12 protein-coding genes and 1 pseudogene are annotated in these 13,182 nt (G+C 73.9%); 6 read left to right on the top strand and 7 right to left on the bottom strand.

Features of this window, described 5'->3' with window-relative positions; genetic code table 11:
* Positions 1-343: 343 nt before the first annotated feature.
* On the bottom strand, positions 344-1,522 hold the full coding sequence (locus ACEZDG_RS25770; protein WP_380513595.1) for an acyl-CoA dehydrogenase family protein: 1,179 nt from the start codon (positions 1,520-1,522) through the stop codon (positions 344-346).
* Between the two features lie 168 nt (positions 1,523-1,690).
* Between ACEZDG_RS25770 and ACEZDG_RS25765 the strand changes: the two genes are divergently transcribed.
* Positions 1,691-2,209 carry a PTS sugar transporter subunit IIA domain-containing protein gene (locus tag ACEZDG_RS25765; protein ID WP_380513593.1) on the top strand — a complete coding sequence of 173 codons (519 nt, stop codon included), beginning with the start codon at positions 1,691-1,693 and terminating at the stop codon, positions 2,207-2,209.
* Positions 2,210-2,370: 161 nt separating this feature from the next.
* On the opposite strand, the pseudogene ACEZDG_RS25760 reads toward ACEZDG_RS25765, so the two are convergent.
* Positions 2,371-2,814: pseudogene (locus tag ACEZDG_RS25760) on the bottom strand (NUDIX hydrolase); the annotation flags it as partial.
* 200 nt (positions 2,815-3,014) lie between these two features.
* Here ACEZDG_RS25760 and ACEZDG_RS25755 point away from each other — a divergent pair.
* Complete coding sequence (locus tag ACEZDG_RS25755; RefSeq protein ID WP_380513591.1) at positions 3,015-4,229, top strand: O-antigen ligase family protein; 1,215 nt, start codon at positions 3,015-3,017, stop codon at positions 4,227-4,229.
* 465 nt (positions 4,230-4,694) lie between these two features.
* Here the strand turns inward: ACEZDG_RS25755 and ACEZDG_RS25750 are convergent, their stop codons facing one another.
* Positions 4,695-5,399 carry a TetR/AcrR family transcriptional regulator gene (locus ACEZDG_RS25750; protein ID WP_380513589.1) on the bottom strand — a complete coding sequence of 235 codons (705 nt, stop codon included), beginning with the start codon at positions 5,397-5,399 and terminating at the stop codon, positions 4,695-4,697.
* 223 nt (positions 5,400-5,622) lie between these two features.
* On the opposite strand from ACEZDG_RS25750, the gene ACEZDG_RS25745 reads away from it, so the two are divergent.
* Positions 5,623-6,048, top strand: coding sequence for a nitroreductase family deazaflavin-dependent oxidoreductase (locus ACEZDG_RS25745; RefSeq protein ID WP_380513697.1), 426 nt, complete (start codon positions 5,623-5,625; stop codon positions 6,046-6,048).
* A 142-nt stretch (positions 6,049-6,190) separates the two neighbouring features.
* Here ACEZDG_RS25745 and ACEZDG_RS25740 read toward each other — a convergent pair whose 3' ends face one another.
* On the bottom strand, positions 6,191-6,781 hold the full coding sequence (locus tag ACEZDG_RS25740) for a nucleosidase (protein ID WP_380513587.1): 591 nt from the start codon (positions 6,779-6,781) through the stop codon (positions 6,191-6,193).
* 120 nt (positions 6,782-6,901) lie between these two features.
* On the opposite strand from ACEZDG_RS25740, the gene ACEZDG_RS25735 reads away from it, so the two are divergent.
* Entirely contained in the window at positions 6,902-7,582 is a 681-nt protein-coding gene (locus ACEZDG_RS25735) for an O-methyltransferase (RefSeq protein ID WP_380513585.1), read from the top strand.
* 103 nt (positions 7,583-7,685) lie between these two features.
* On the opposite strand, the gene ACEZDG_RS25730 is transcribed toward ACEZDG_RS25735, so the two are convergent.
* Positions 7,686-8,555, bottom strand: coding sequence for a spermidine synthase (locus tag ACEZDG_RS25730; protein ID WP_380513583.1), 870 nt, complete (start codon positions 8,553-8,555; stop codon positions 7,686-7,688).
* A gap of 165 nt (positions 8,556-8,720) precedes the next feature.
* Here ACEZDG_RS25730 and ACEZDG_RS25725 point away from each other — a divergent pair, with 165 nt between their 5' ends.
* A complete protein-coding gene (locus ACEZDG_RS25725) occupies positions 8,721-9,662 on the top strand; it encodes a polysaccharide deacetylase family protein (RefSeq protein WP_380513581.1) in 942 nt (313 codons plus the stop codon).
* A gap of 78 nt (positions 9,663-9,740) precedes the next feature.
* Here the strand turns inward: ACEZDG_RS25725 and ACEZDG_RS25720 are convergent, their stop codons facing one another.
* The gene (locus ACEZDG_RS25720; RefSeq protein ID WP_380513579.1) at positions 9,741-10,556 is read right to left on the bottom strand and encodes a glutamate racemase; all 816 of its coding nucleotides are present in this window, start codon (positions 10,554-10,556) and stop codon (positions 9,741-9,743) included.
* Between the two features lie 53 nt (positions 10,557-10,609).
* On the opposite strand from ACEZDG_RS25720, the gene ACEZDG_RS25715 reads away from it, so the two are divergent.
* Positions 10,610-11,875: a glycosyltransferase gene (locus tag ACEZDG_RS25715; RefSeq protein ID WP_380513577.1), complete on the top strand. Its 1,266-nt coding sequence runs from the start codon at positions 10,610-10,612 to the stop codon at positions 11,873-11,875.
* 4 nt (positions 11,876-11,879) lie between these two features.
* Here ACEZDG_RS25715 and mshC read toward each other — a convergent pair whose 3' ends face one another.
* Positions 11,880-13,106 (bottom strand): cysteine--1-D-myo-inosityl 2-amino-2-deoxy-alpha-D-glucopyranoside ligase, encoded by a 1,227-nt coding sequence (gene mshC, locus ACEZDG_RS25710; protein ID WP_380513575.1) that lies wholly within the window; start codon positions 13,104-13,106, stop codon positions 11,880-11,882.
* Between the last annotated feature and the right edge of the window lie 76 nt (positions 13,107-13,182).

Here is a 13,182-nt window from a genome sequence, read left to right as displayed (position 1 = left end):
TTGCCGGGGCGGGTGGTTCGAAGGGCGGGGAGCAGCATCCATAACCTTGGTCCTCCTCGGGCGGGCGCACGCCTCATTGACTGAAACGTTTCAGCCATGCCGCACGAGGGGAACGTATGAGAGGTCCCTGTCAAGCGTCAATAGATTCGACCGACTCCGCGACAGTTGACCCCCATGGGCGCGGAAACAGCGGCCCCGCCCCCGTGGCGCCAACGTCCGGGGGCGGCCCGGCGTCGCCCGCCCCACCCCGTCCACGACACCCGCGCCCGCGCCGGCGCTGTCGCCTCGGCACCGGCCCCGGCTGTCGCTGTCGCTGTCGCTGTCGCCCGAAGCGACCACGCGGCTAGCGGCGCACGCGGGGCATGCCGAGGCCGATCCAGGAGATGATCTCGCGCTGGATCTCGTTGTTGCCGCCGCCGAAGGTGAAGATCACCGCGCTGCGGTAGCCGCGTTCCAGGTTGCCCTGGAGCACCGAGCCGGCTGAGCCCTCCTTCAGCGGTCCCGCCGCGCCGACCACCTCCATCAGCCAGGAGTACGCGTCGCGGCGGGCCTCGCTGCCGTAGACCTTGACGGCCGAGGCGTCCTGCGGGGTGAGCACATCGCGCTGGACCGCGTCCACCATCTGCCAGTTGAGCAGTTTCACGGCGTCCAGCCGGGTGTGCGTACGGGCCAGCCGCTGGCGTACCCAGGGCAGGTCGACGACCCGCCTGCCACCGCTCAACTCGGTGTCGCGGGCCCACTGCTGGACCTCGGCGAGGGCCCGGTTCGCCATCGTGGTGTGGGCGGCGAGGGTGACCCGCTCGTGGTTCAGCTGATTGGTGATCAGCCGCCAGCCCTGGTTCTCGGCGCCGACCCGGCGGCTGACCGGGACCCGGATGTCCTGGTAGTAGCTGGCGGTGGTGTCGTGCCCGGCCAGGGTGCGGATGACGGTGCTGGAGTAGCCGGGGTCGGTGGTGTCCACCAGCAGCATGCTGATGCCCTTGTGCGCCGGGGCGTCCGGGTCGGTGCGCACGGCGAGCCAGACCCAGTCGGCGGTGTCGCCGTTGGTGGTCCAGATCTTCTGCCCGTTGACCACGTACTCGTCGCCGTCGCGGACCGCCTTGGTCTTCAGCGCGGCCAGGTCGGTGCCGGCGTCGGGCTCGGAGTAGCCGATGGCGATGTCCAGCTCACCGGCCAGGATCCGGGGCAGGAAGTACGCCTTCTGCTCCTCGGTGCCGAACTTCATGATCGAGGGTCCGACCGTGTTCAGCGCCATGATCGGCAGCGGGACGCCGGCCTGCGCGGCCTCGTCGAAGAAGACGAACTGGTCCACCGGGCTCATCCCGCGACCGCCGTACTCGACCGGCCAGCCGACGCCGAGCCAGCGGTCGGCGCCGAGGCGGCGGTTCACCTCGCGGTAGAAGGTCTTCTGCCGCTTGGGGTCGTTGAGCCGCCCGTGCGCCTCCGGCGGCATCAGCTCGGCGAAGTACGCGCGCAGTTCGGCGCGGAGTCGCTGCTGCTCTGGCGTGTAGTCGAGGTGCATCGCGGTCCCCTCGGGTCGGCACGGTCTGGTGACCGGAGGTCACGCTAGAACACGTTCTAGAAGAAGGGAAGGCACGCGCCGCGCAAGCGCCTGCCCGCGCGGCGCGGCGGCCGGAGGGGTCAGGCGACCTAGTTTGGTGGGGTGGTACGGAGTCAGGGAGTGGCGGATATGGGTGGCGAGGCGCGGGTGATGGCGTTGCGGCCGGAGGCGGAGGACACCGGCGAGGACGTGGCGGTGGTACCGGCCGCACGCACGCTGCGGGTGCTGCCGCTGGCCGGGCTCGACCGGGTCGGCGTGGTTCTGGTGTCGCACAGCGCACGGGTCGCGGACGCCGTGGCCGCGCTCGCGGTGGAACTGCTCGGCACCGGCGACCCCGGTCCGCTGGCCACCGCCGGCGGGGACGGGGACGGCGGGACCGGCACCAGCGCCGCGCTCGTCGTGGCCGCCGCGAAGCAGGCCGACCAGGGCATGGGCGTCGCGGTCCTGGTCGACCTGGGCAGCGCGGTGACGACAGTTCAGGAGGTCCTGGCCAACGCCGAGGCCCGCGGGCTCCCCTTCCCGGTACGGCTCGCCGACGCGCCGTTCCTGGAGGGCGCGGTCGCCGCGGTGGCCACGGCCGCCGCGGGCGGTGACCTGGCGGCGGTGATCGAGTCCGCCGAGGACGGCTACGTGGTGCGCAAACTCTGAGCCCGCCGGACGGCCTTCCGGACGGCCGGGTCGAGGTCCGGGTCGAGGGTACGGGTGGGGCCCTGGGCCAGGTCGTGGTCCGGGTCGAGGTCAGGGTCGTGGGCCGAGCCGGCGGCGGGGCCGTAACCGGGGTCGAGGTGGAAGTGGGCCTCGGCGTCGCCGCTGAGCGCGTGCCGCAGTCGGTGCAGGGCGAGCGGGCCCAGGGCCTCCGGCAACGCGTCCGGGTGGAACCAGCCCACCTCGAGTGACTCGTCGTCATTGACCCGCGCCTCGCCGCCGACCGCGCGGCAGAGGAAGGTCAACTCCAGGTACTGCGCCTGGTCGCCGTTGGCGTGCACGATCGGGTTCGAGACGGACACCCCGGTCAGCCGCACCGGGACGGCCCGGACGCCGGTCTCCTCCAGGCACTCCCGCGCGGCGGCGTCGGCGGGCTGCTCGCCCGGATCGATGATGCCGGAGATCAGCGCCCAGTGCCCGGTGTCCGAGCGGCGTCCGAGCAGCACCCGCCCATCGTCGTCGAGGACGACCGCGGTGACGCCGGACATCCACAGCGGGCGGTGGCCGATGGCGGTGCGCAGCTCGCGCACGAACTCAGGGATGGGCATGACCCGAGACTATCCGGCACGGAAACGGAGACCGAACAGCGAACCACGGCCGGACCACATGCGATGAGCTGGGGTGTCATGGACAGCGAATCTTTGTGCGGGGCAGCGCCATTCGGCCGGTCACGGTCTACCGTAGGGCTCGCCCCGACCAGGGACGGCTGCTGCGCCGCACCGCCAGGGGGATCCGCGCTGGGGGTGGAATGAAGGCCGTCGGCAGGTCGCCGTCCGAGCCGATCTCGGTCGTCCCCCACGGCACCGAGAGCTCCGCGGCCGACGTGATCGGGGCCCTGCTGCTGGCCGGATGCGCCACCTGGACCCTCTACACCGCCGCCGGACGCGACACCCACCCCGAGGGCGTCCTGCTGGGACTGCTCGCCGTCGCCGCCGGATACGCGGGCGGACGCGTCGCCGGAGCCGTCGTCCCGGTCGGCGCGCCGGCCGTGGTGGCCCTGGCCGTCGGCGCGTTCGCCCTGCTCGTCCCCGGCGGCCTCTCCGGCGACCCGGCCGCGCTCCCGCTGCACGACATGGACGCGGACGGTGCGCTGCTGGCACTCGCGGTCGGCGCGGCCTGCTGCGCGGCGCATGCGGCACACGCGGCGCATGCCGAGCACGTCGTGTCTGCGGCGCATGCGGCGTCTGCGGCGCGGGGGGAGGGGAGGGGGCAGGGGCGTCGGCAGGGGCCGGGCCGGGGCTGGAATCGGCTGCTGCTGGGTGGGCTGGCCCTCGGGATCACCGCCGAGGCGCTGGCCACGGGCTCGGTGGCCGGCCTGCTGGCCTGCGGTGCGGCGCTGGTCGTGGCCGGGTCGGCGACCTTCGCCCGACGCCGGGTCCCGGTCCTGGTGCTGCTCGCGCTGTGTGCGGGCCTGGCCGCCGGGGCACCACTGCTACTGGCCCGCCCGAGCGGCCCGCCCGGGGTGCTCAGCAGCGCCACCCCGCTCGCCGACCAGCGCGAGGCACTCTGGCACGACGCCGTGCACGAGGCCGCGGGGGCACCGCTGCGCGGTGTCGGGCCCGGACGGTTCGCCGAACTCAGCCCCGCCGCACAGGAGTCGGCGACACCCGGCGGCGCCTCCTCGGCGGTACTGCAGGCCGCGGCGGAGCAGGGCATACCGGGGGTGTGCCTGCTGGCCGGGTCCTTCGGCTGGATGCTGTGGACACTCCGACGCTCCCCCGGGCCCACGGCGGTCGTCCTCACCGCCGCCGGCGCGCTCACCGCGCTCGCGGCCGAGGCCGCGGTCAGCCCGGTACTGAGCTACCCGGGGATAACAGCCGGCGCCGGCCTCCTGGTCGGCTTGGCCACCGCCCGCCCACTGTCCCAGCCGCAACTGCAGGCGCAGGCCCAGGCCCGGCTACGGCCGGCACCCGGGACGCAGACAGCCCAGGGGTACGAGCCCGACGGCGGCGGGAGCGACTGAGGCCGGCGGCGAGGCCGGATCCGCTCGGGCCCGGTCGATGCAGGTCAGGGTCAGGTTCCGGTCAGCCCGGGACCAAGGCCCGCAATGCAGAGGCAGGCAGGAGCGGGGCAGGTCGGTCGGTCGGTCGGTCGGTCGGTCGGTCGGTCGAGGTGAGCACGACCGAGGCGCGTTGGCCAGCCTCAGTTGATGCACAGTCAGATCAGCGCGAGGCAGGTTGACTTGGGGTCAGGTCACGCTGGCACCGGTCAAGTGCACGGAGGCGGGCGACGCCCGGTCAGGACACACCCTCAAGCGGACGCGAGCCGTGGGCACGACGAGGGCAGCAACGATCACGACAGCCAGAGCGGGTCGTGCCAGAGTTAGGCGGTCACAGTCAAGTGAGCGCGAGCGGGGCGGGGACGGTGCGGGGCGCGCGAACGGGGCGGGCGGGGCCCGGGCAGGGCGGTGGGCCCCAAGCTCCGCTCCTCAGGGGGTTTCCGGGAGGCCGAGGAAGTCGGCGATCTCCTCGACGGTGTGGGCGAAGAAGGCGTCGGCGGGGTCGGCGGAGCCGACGAAGTGGCCGAAGAGTTCGAAGCTGACCATGCCGAAGAGCTGGGCCCAGGCGGACAGTCCTCGGGAGAGCAGCGCCGGGGGGAGGCCGGGGGTGACCCGGGTGGCGAGGTCGGCCAACTGGTCGGCGAGCGGGCCGCGCAGCGGGCGGACCGGGGCGGGAATCGCGAACCTGCCGACGGTGTCCTGCAGCAGCCCGACCAGGAGCAGCGGCACCCTCGCGGCCGGGGCGACGGTCTGCTCGGGAGCGCTGTAGCCGGGCACCGGCGTGCCGTAGAGCAGGGCGTACTCGTGGGGGTGGGCCTTGGCCCAGGCACGGACGGTGCTGCTGACGGCAAACCAGCGGGCTCGGGTGTCCGAGCGCGGGGCGACGGCGGAGTCGGCCTGCTCGGCCTGGCTGCCGAGGGCGTTGTAGGCGTCGATGATCAGCGCGGTCAGCAGGTCGTCGCGGCTCGGGAAGTAGCGGTAGAGGGCGGACGAGGCCATGCCCAGCTCGCGGGCGACCGCGCGCAGCGAGAGCTTCTGGGCGCCCTCGACGGCGAGCTGCCGCCGGGCCTCCTCCTTGATCTCGTGGGTGAGTTCCTCACGGGCTCGCTCGCGTGCACCTCGAATGGCAACCATGTGGACGAGTCTGCCATATCCGAGAGCACCGAACCACAACGAGAGCACTGCTCTTGACATGGAGCACCGCTCAGGCCATAGTCAAAGCAGAAGAGAGAGCACTGCTCTCGATTGAGAGCAGTGAACGCGAAGGCCGTCGGCCAACCCCAGCCAAGGAGTCCCCACCATGTCCGAGCACACCGCGCCCGCCGCACCCCGCCTGGTCACCGCCGAGGGCTTCGTCATGCGGACCCTCGACCGCGCGTCCCGCCGCGCCATGATCCTGCTCGGCCGGATGGGCATCAGCGTGCTGGGCTCACGCACCCTCGCCGTCCGCGGACGCAAGAGCGGCGAGTGGCGCACCACTCCGGTCAACCTGTTGCCGCTGGACGGCGAGCGCTATCTGATCGCCCCGCGCGGCCACACCCAGTGGGTCCGCAATCTGCGCGCGGCGGGCGGCGGCGAACTCCGGCTCGGCCGCAAGGCAGAGGCGTTCGGCGCGGTGGAGATCGCCGACGCCGACAAGCCCGCCGTGCTGCGCGAGTACCTGCGCCGCTGGGCCTGGGAGGTCGGCATGTTCTTCGAGGACGTGGACGTCAACTCGTCGGACAGCCGACTGCTGGAGGTCGCCCCCGGCTTCCCGGTCTTCCGCATCACCCCGGCGGCCTGAGCCACGGTCGGAGCTTGCAGCCAGCCCGGGCCTGGGGCTTGGGGCCTGGTGCCGCCCGGGGCCCGTCCCCCAATGCTCGGCTCGACCACCCAGCCCCGCTAGCCTCAACCCCGCCAGCTCGGCCCCGCTGTCCCCAACCGCCCTACCCCAGTTCCTCGTGTGCCCACCGGGCGAGGATCTTGGCGCAGGCGTCCACCGAGTCCCGCCAGGTCGTCGCGGCTCCCTCGACGGCCTCGTCGCTGACGTACTTGACCAGGCGGACCCGCACTCCCGCCGAGCGGGCCACGCTGGCCACCGCGTACCCCTCCATGTCGACCAGGTGGGCCTGGGCGGCGAGCCGCTGCCGGGCCTCCTCCTCCGCCACGAACAGGTCGCCGGTCGCCAGCACCAGCCCTTCCCCCGCCCCCGCCGGCAGGTCCAGGGTCAGCGGCGCGCCGATGGTCTCCCCGGTGAGCGTGCGCAGCACCTCCGTGTCCAGGTCGTGCTGGAGGACGGTGCCGATCTCGTGCGTCGTCCCCTGCAGGCCGGGCCGCAACGCCCCCGCCGTACCGAGGTTGACCACCTCGGACGGGTGCGGTCCCCGGGCCAGCACGGTGGCGAGCGCGGCGCTCGCGTTGACCTTGCCCATCCCGGTGAGCAGGACCGGAAGCCCCTCGCCGAGGTGCGCCGCCTCCTCGGCGACGGCGACGACAAGCAGCGGACGGGTGGGGTCGATGTCTCCGATGAGGCGCATGCGGCCCATCGTAGGACGGCCGTCCCCGGGCCGTCTCCGGGCCACCTCGGCCACCCGGCGGGCCGTCCGGGGTACGTTGCCGTTGGACGACTTGCCGGTACGCGACGAGGAGACTTCCTAATGAGCACGCACGAGCAGTACGAGCAGTGGAACGCCGTAGACAGCTACCTCAGCGACACCCTGGGCCTCGCTGATCCGGCCCTGGAGGCCGCGCTCAAGGCCAGCGACGCCGCCGGGCTGCCGCAGATCGCCGTGTCCGCGCCGCACGGCCGGCTGCTGCACCTGCTGGCACGGATCCAGGGGGCGCGCCGGATCCTGGAGATCGGCACCCTCGGCGGCTACTCCGCCATCTGCCTGGCCCGGGCGCTGCCCGAGGACGGTCGGCTGCTGACCCTGGAGTTCGACCCGCGGCACGCCGAGGTGGCCCGAGGCAACATCGCCGCGGCCGGGCTCGCGGACAAGGTCGAGGTACGGGTCGGCGCGGCGCTGGACACCCTGCCGCTGCTGCAGCAGGAGGGGGCGAGTCCGTTCGACCTGGCCTTCATCGACGCCGACAAGGCCAACAACCCGGCCTATGTCCGCTGGGCGCTGGAGCTGAGCCGTCCCGGCACACTGATCGTGGTCGACAATGTGATCCGCGACGGCAAGGTCGCGGACCTCACCAGCGAGGACCCGGCGATCAAGGGCACCCAGGAGACGCTGGCGCTGATCGCCGCCGAGCCCCGGCTCACCGGCACCGCGGTCCAGACCGTCGGCTCCAAGGGCTACGACGGCTTCGCCCTGGCGGTGGTGACGGGCTGACAGCCCCCACCTGACGTACCGTCGGGACGCCGTCACCCCGCCCCGCCCGCTCGGACGCCGCCGCCCAACCCCCGCCCAGCCGCCCCCGCCCGCCCCCGCCCGCTCAGCCGCCGCCGAGGCTGAACGCGCCGTCCGGCGGGGCCGGGGACGGTGCGGCGGTGGCGTCGGTGACCGGGCGGGCCCGGCCCACCAGCAGGTCGAGCCGGTCGCCGTGGACCACCCGGGCCGGGAACGCGTCCCCGGCCGTGCGGCGGGCCAGCTCCGCGACCGGGGCCTCGTGCCGTCCGGCCAGCAGCACCAGGTTGCCGTAGCGGCGTCCGCGCAGCACCGAGGGCTCCGCGATCAGCGAGACCTCGGGGAACACCTCGCGCAGGCCGGCCAGCTGGGAGCGGGCGAAGTCCAGCGGTGCGGCGTCGGCAAGGTTCGCCAGGTAGAGGCCGTCGGGGCGGAGCACCCTGGCGGCCTCGCGGACGAACTCGACCGAGGTGAGGTGCGCCGGGATCCGCGAGCCGCCGAAGACGTCGGCGACGATCAGGTCGGCGTCCGCGTCCGGGGTCCCGGCCAGGGCGGTCCTGGCGTCCGCCGCCGTGACCGTGATGCCGCGGGCGGGCGGCGACCAGGGCAGGTACTCCTGGACCAGCGCGGTCAGCGCCCCGTCCAGCTCGACCACCCGCTGGCGCGAGCCGGGCCGGGTCGCGGCCAGGTAGCGGGGCAGGGTCAGCGCGCCGCCGCCGAGGTGCAGCACGTCCAGCGGCTGCCCCGAGGCGGCGGCCAGGTCGGCGGCGTGGGCCAGCCGCTGGACGTACTCGAACTCCAGGAACAGCGGGTCGTCCAGGTCGACGTAGGACTGCGGGGCCCCGTCCAGGGTGAGCAGCCAGCCCCGGGGCCGGTCGAGGTCGGGCAGCAGGCGGGCGATGCCGAGGTCGACGGGGCGTTCGACGGGGCGGGGATCGTGCGGCGGCGACTCGGACATGGGTTCATTCTCCCGGGAACCGGAAGGGACCGGAAACGCGTCTGAAACTTCTCGTCCCATGCCGTACAACCTTCTACCGCATGCGCGGGTCTTGCTTACGTCTTGAGTGACACAGCGCGCCGGTACTCCCTCTTCCGGCCGCTCGGCGCGACGGAAAGGAAGTCCGTGCGACAGCCGAACCTCGCCACCCTGTCCAGGCCGGTCGAGCACTTCGGAACGGAGCGGCCGCGAGGCCGCGCCGCCCGGCGGCTCGCCGTGCTCACCTTCCCCGGAGCCGGCGATCCGTCGGCGTTCCGGGCGCAGGTGGAGCGACTGGTGCGCACCGCGAACCCGGTCTCCCTCCCCCAGGTCCAGGAGGCGCTGCAGGTCGGTGCGCCGCTGCCGCCGCACGCGGTGCTGGTCAGCTTCGAGCACGGCCACCGCAGCGCGGTGACCACGGCGCTGCCGGTGCTGGCCGCGCGCGGGATCCCGGCCGTGGCCTTCGTGGTCGCCGGGCTGGTCGACACCGAGCGGCCCTACTGGTGGCAGGAGGCGGAGTTCTTGGTCAAGCAGGGCGGACGGGCCCGCAACCTGTCCGTCCGGGAGCCGGGCGGGGTGGCGGCGGCGATGGCCGCGCTGCCCGACCCGGACCGGCGGAGCTGCCTGGAGGAGCTGCGGGTGACGGCCCGTCGGGCCGCCCCCGGACAGCCGCAGCTGACCGCGGCTGACCTGCTGGCGCTGCGCGACGGCGGCGTGGAGATCGGCAACCACACCTACGGCGACGCCCGGCTGCCCCACTGCGACGACTACGTGGTCCGCGAGGAGGTCGTCGGCGCGCACGAGCGGCTGACCAAGCTGACCGGGACCGAGCCCAGCGCCTTCGCCCACCCCGGCGGCGTCGCGGACGTCCGGGCGGAGGCACTGCTGCGCGGCCTCGGCTACCGCAGTGCGTTCCTCGGCGACGGACACACCTTCGACCTGCGGCCGACCGCCGTGTCCCGGCCCAACCCGCTGCGGATCAGCCGCCTGTCCGTCAACGGGCGCACCTCGCGCGGCCTGTTCGACGCGGTGCTGTCGGGCTGGACCCCCACCGTCCGGAAGCTGCGCGGCGCGGTGGCCTGCCGGTAGGCCACCCCGGCCTGCCCCACCCCGGCCGGCCCCGGCCCAGCCGGGCACGGCCTCGGGCCGAAATGGCCTCGGGCCGGGTCAGACCCGGATGCCTGCGGACAGGGCCCGTCCCTCCGGGTAGTGCAGCGCGGCCGGCGGCAGTTCCTCCACGCGACCGCTGCGCAATACCAGCAGCGTGCCGCCGCCGGTGGAGGCCACGGCCTCCGGGCTGGCCCGGCGGATCGCCTGGCCGGCCACGGCCCCCGCAGAGCCGTAGAAGCCCACCGATCCGGGATCTACGGGGCGCCCTGCGCCCCCGGGGCCGATGTCGAGCACCTCGCCGAGCGCGGCCCTGATCGGGGCGTGCAGCAGCTCGTAGTGGGTGCAGCCGAGGACCAGCGTGCGCACTCCCGCCGGGGTGCGCTCGGCTGCCACGGTCACCGCCTTGGCAATGGCTTCCTCGTCCGCGTGTTCGACCGCGTCGGCGAGGCCGGGGCAGGGGATCTCGGTGACCTCCACCCCGTCCGCGAACTCCTGGATCAGCCCGCGCTGGTAGGCGCTGCCGGTGGTCGCGGGGGTGGCCCAGATGGCGATCGGGCCGCCGGCTGCCACCGCGGGCTTGATCGCCGGCACCGTGCCGATCACCGGGATGCCCGGCTCCAGCTCGGCCCTGATCACGTCCAGGGCATGCACCGACGCCGTGTTGCAGGCGACGATCAGCGCGTCCGGACGGTGCTCGGCGGCGGCCCGGGCGCAGCCGAGCGCGCGTTCGGCGATGTCGTCGGGGGTGCGCGGGCCCCAGGGCATCCCGTCCGGGTCGGTGGACAACACCAGGTCCGCGTCCGGGCGCAGCGTCCGCAGCGCCGCGGCGGCGGCGAGCAGGCCCAGACCGGAGTCGATGAGTGCGATCTTCACAACACCCGACCTTAGTCGATGCGCCTGCGCCGGACTGCGGCATACTCGCGCAGGTGACCGTACTGATGTGGGTGACGAGGGCGTCTCTGCTGGCCTGGGTGTGGCTGACCTTCTGTCAGGGAGGCTTCTGGCGGACCGACCAGCGGCTGCCTCCGCGCCCCGAGTCGGCCCGGCGGCCCACCGTGGCGATCATCGTCCCGGCCCGGGACGAGGCCGAGGTGCTGCCGCTGAGCCTGCCCTCGCTGCTGGCCCAGCAGTACCCGGGCTCGGCGCGGGTGATCCTGGTGGACGACAACAGCAGCGACGGCACCGGCGAGCTGGCCCGCAAGCTCGGCGAGGCCCCCGGCTCGCTGCCGCTCACCGTCACCACGCCCGGCGAACCCCCGGAGGGCTGGACCGGGAAGCTGTGGGCGCTGCGGCACGGCGTCGAACTGGCCGGGGACGCCGAGTACCTGCTGCTCACCGACGCGGACATCGCCCACCTCCCGTCCTCGCTGGACAGCCTGGTCGCCGCCGCCGAGGGCGGTCCGGCCCGGCCCGGCCTACCGGCGCAGTCCTACGACCTGGTGTCGCAGATGGCCCGGCTGCGTACGGAGACCCGGTGGGAGCGGCTGATCGTCCCGGCCTTCGTCTACTTCTTCGCCCAGCTCTACCCCTTCCGCTGGAGCAACAAGGCCGGTTCCAGGACCGCCGCCGCAGCGGGCGGCTGCACCCTGGTCCGGCGCGAGGCGCTGGAGCGGGCGGGCGGGGTCGCCGCGATCCGGGGCGCGGTGATCGACGACGTCAACCTGGCGAAGGCGGTGAAGCGCGGCGGCGGCCGGACCTGGCTGGGCCTGGCCGACCAGGTGGACAGCGTCCGCCCCTACCCGGAGTTGAAGCAGCTCTGGCGGATGGTCTCGCGCAGCGCGTACGCGCAGCTCAGGCACTCGGTGCTGCTGCTGGTCGGCACGGTGCTGGGGCTGGCCCTGGTCTACCTGGTGCCGCCAGCCCTGCTGCTCACCGGCCTGGCCGCCGGGAACCTGCGGTTGTGCGTCACCGCAGCCGCGGCCTGGGGGCTGATGGCGGCCACCTACGTGCCGATGCTCCGCTACTACCGGCAGCCGCCCGCAGCCGCGCTGCTGCTGCCGTTCACCGCGGCGCTGTACCTGCTGATGACGGTCGATTCGGCGGTCCAGCACTGGCGCGGCCGAGGCGCGGCCTGGAAGGGCCGCACCTACCCGGCCCCGTCAGCCTCGGCGACCCCGTCGGCCTCGTCGACCCCGTCAGCACCGTCGGCCGCATCGAGCGCGAGCAGCCCCGCCGGCGCCTCCGAGCACTAACGCGTCAGAGCGCGACGCCCAGCAGCGCGTCCACGGTGCGGGAGATCACGCCGGGGGCTCCGGTGTCGCTGCCGCCCTGGTCCTCGGCCTTGGCGGCCCAGGCGTCGATGACGGCCAGGGCGCGCGGGGCGTCCAGGTCGTCGGAGAGGGCGGCCCGGACCTCGGCCAGGGTGGCCGCCGCGTCGGGGCCGTCCGGACGGGAGACCGCGGCGCGCCAGCGGGCCAGCCGGTGCTGGGCCCGGAGCAGGTCGGCGTCGCTCCACTCCCAGTCGGAGCGGTAGTGGTGGCCGAGCAGCGCCAGCCGGATCGCGGCCGGGTCCACGCCGTCGCGGCGCAGCCGGGAGACGAAGACCAGGTTGCCGCGCGACTTGGACATCTTCTCGCCGTCGAGCGCGACCATGCCCGCGTGGACGTAGGCGCGGGCGAAGGGGCGGATCTTGGTCAGCACCTGGGCGTGCGAGGCGCCCATCTCGTGGTGCGGGAAGGCCAGGTCGCTGCCGCCGCCCTGGATGTCGAACTCCATGCCCAGGTGCTCCAGCGCGATCGCCACGCACTCGATGTGCCAGCCGGGGCGGCCGTGGCCGATCTCGGTGTCCCAGGCGGGCTCGTCCGGGCGGGCGGCCAGCCACAGCAGCGGGTCGAGCCGGTGCTTCTTGCCGGGGCGGTCGGGGTCGCCGCCGCGCTCGCCGAAGAAGCGCAGCATCTGCTCGCCGTCGAGCCGGGAGACCTCGCCGAAGTGCGGGTCGGACTCGACCGAGAAGTAGATGTCACCGTCGAGTTCGTAGGCCGCGCCGGAGGCGAGCAGGTCCTTGATCAGCGGGACGATGGACGGGATCGCCTCGACCGCGCCGATGTAGTGGGCCGGGGGCAGCATCCGCAGCGCGGTCATGTCCTCGCGGAACAGCGCGGTCTCGCGCTCGGCCAGCTCGGTCCAGTCCTGGCCGGTGGCGGCGGCGCGCTCCAGCAGCGGGTCGTCCACGTCGGTGACGTTCTGGACGTAGACCACCTCGTGGCCGGCGTCCCGCCAGACCCGCTGGACCAGGTCGAAGGCGTTGTAGGTGGCCGCGTGCCCGAGGTGGGTCGCGTCGTAGGGGGTGATCCCGCACACGTAGAGCCGGGCGGTGGGGCCCGGCTCGGTGGTCCGCACGGCGCCTGCGGAGGTGTCGAAGATACGCAGGGGACTCCCCTGGCCGGGGAGTGCGGGGACGTCAGTGGCGGGCCAGGCATACATACAGATGACTCTAACCGGACTTGGTTGATCTTCGCACCAGTGCCTCTGCAGTTGCCTCGGCACCTGCCTCGGCAGC

The sequence above is a fragment of the Streptacidiphilus alkalitolerans genome (genome assembly GCF_042511045.1).
Classification (GTDB): Bacteria; Actinomycetota; Actinomycetes; order Streptomycetales; family Streptomycetaceae; genus Streptacidiphilus; species Streptacidiphilus alkalitolerans.
The sequence above is the reverse complement of the archived record's forward strand: the minus strand, read 5'-3'. Positions and strand labels throughout refer to the sequence as shown.

Coding starts and splice junctions, on each gene's coding strand:
- ACEZDG_RS25740 (WP_380513587.1), bottom strand. CDS start 6,781: ATGCGCCTCATCGGAGACATCGACCCCACCCGTCCGCTGCTTGTCGTC.
- ACEZDG_RS25750 (WP_380513589.1), bottom strand. CDS start 5,399: ATGGTTGCCATTCGAGGTGCACGCGAGCGAGCCCGTGAGGAACTCACC.
- ACEZDG_RS25730 (WP_380513583.1), bottom strand. CDS start 8,555: ATGTCCGAGTCGCCGCCGCACGATCCCCGCCCCGTCGAACGCCCCGTC.
- ACEZDG_RS25735 (WP_380513585.1), top strand. CDS start 6,902: ATGAGCACGCACGAGCAGTACGAGCAGTGGAACGCCGTAGACAGCTAC.
- ACEZDG_RS25755 (WP_380513591.1), top strand. CDS start 3,015: ATGAAGGCCGTCGGCAGGTCGCCGTCCGAGCCGATCTCGGTCGTCCCC.
- mshC (WP_380513575.1), bottom strand. CDS start 13,106: ATGTATGCCTGGCCCGCCACTGACGTCCCCGCACTCCCCGGCCAGGGG.
- ACEZDG_RS25745 (WP_380513697.1), top strand. CDS start 5,623: ATGCGGACCCTCGACCGCGCGTCCCGCCGCGCCATGATCCTGCTCGGC.
- ACEZDG_RS25765 (WP_380513593.1), top strand. CDS start 1,691: ATGGGTGGCGAGGCGCGGGTGATGGCGTTGCGGCCGGAGGCGGAGGAC.
- ACEZDG_RS25770 (WP_380513595.1), bottom strand. CDS start 1,522: ATGCACCTCGACTACACGCCAGAGCAGCAGCGACTCCGCGCCGAACTG.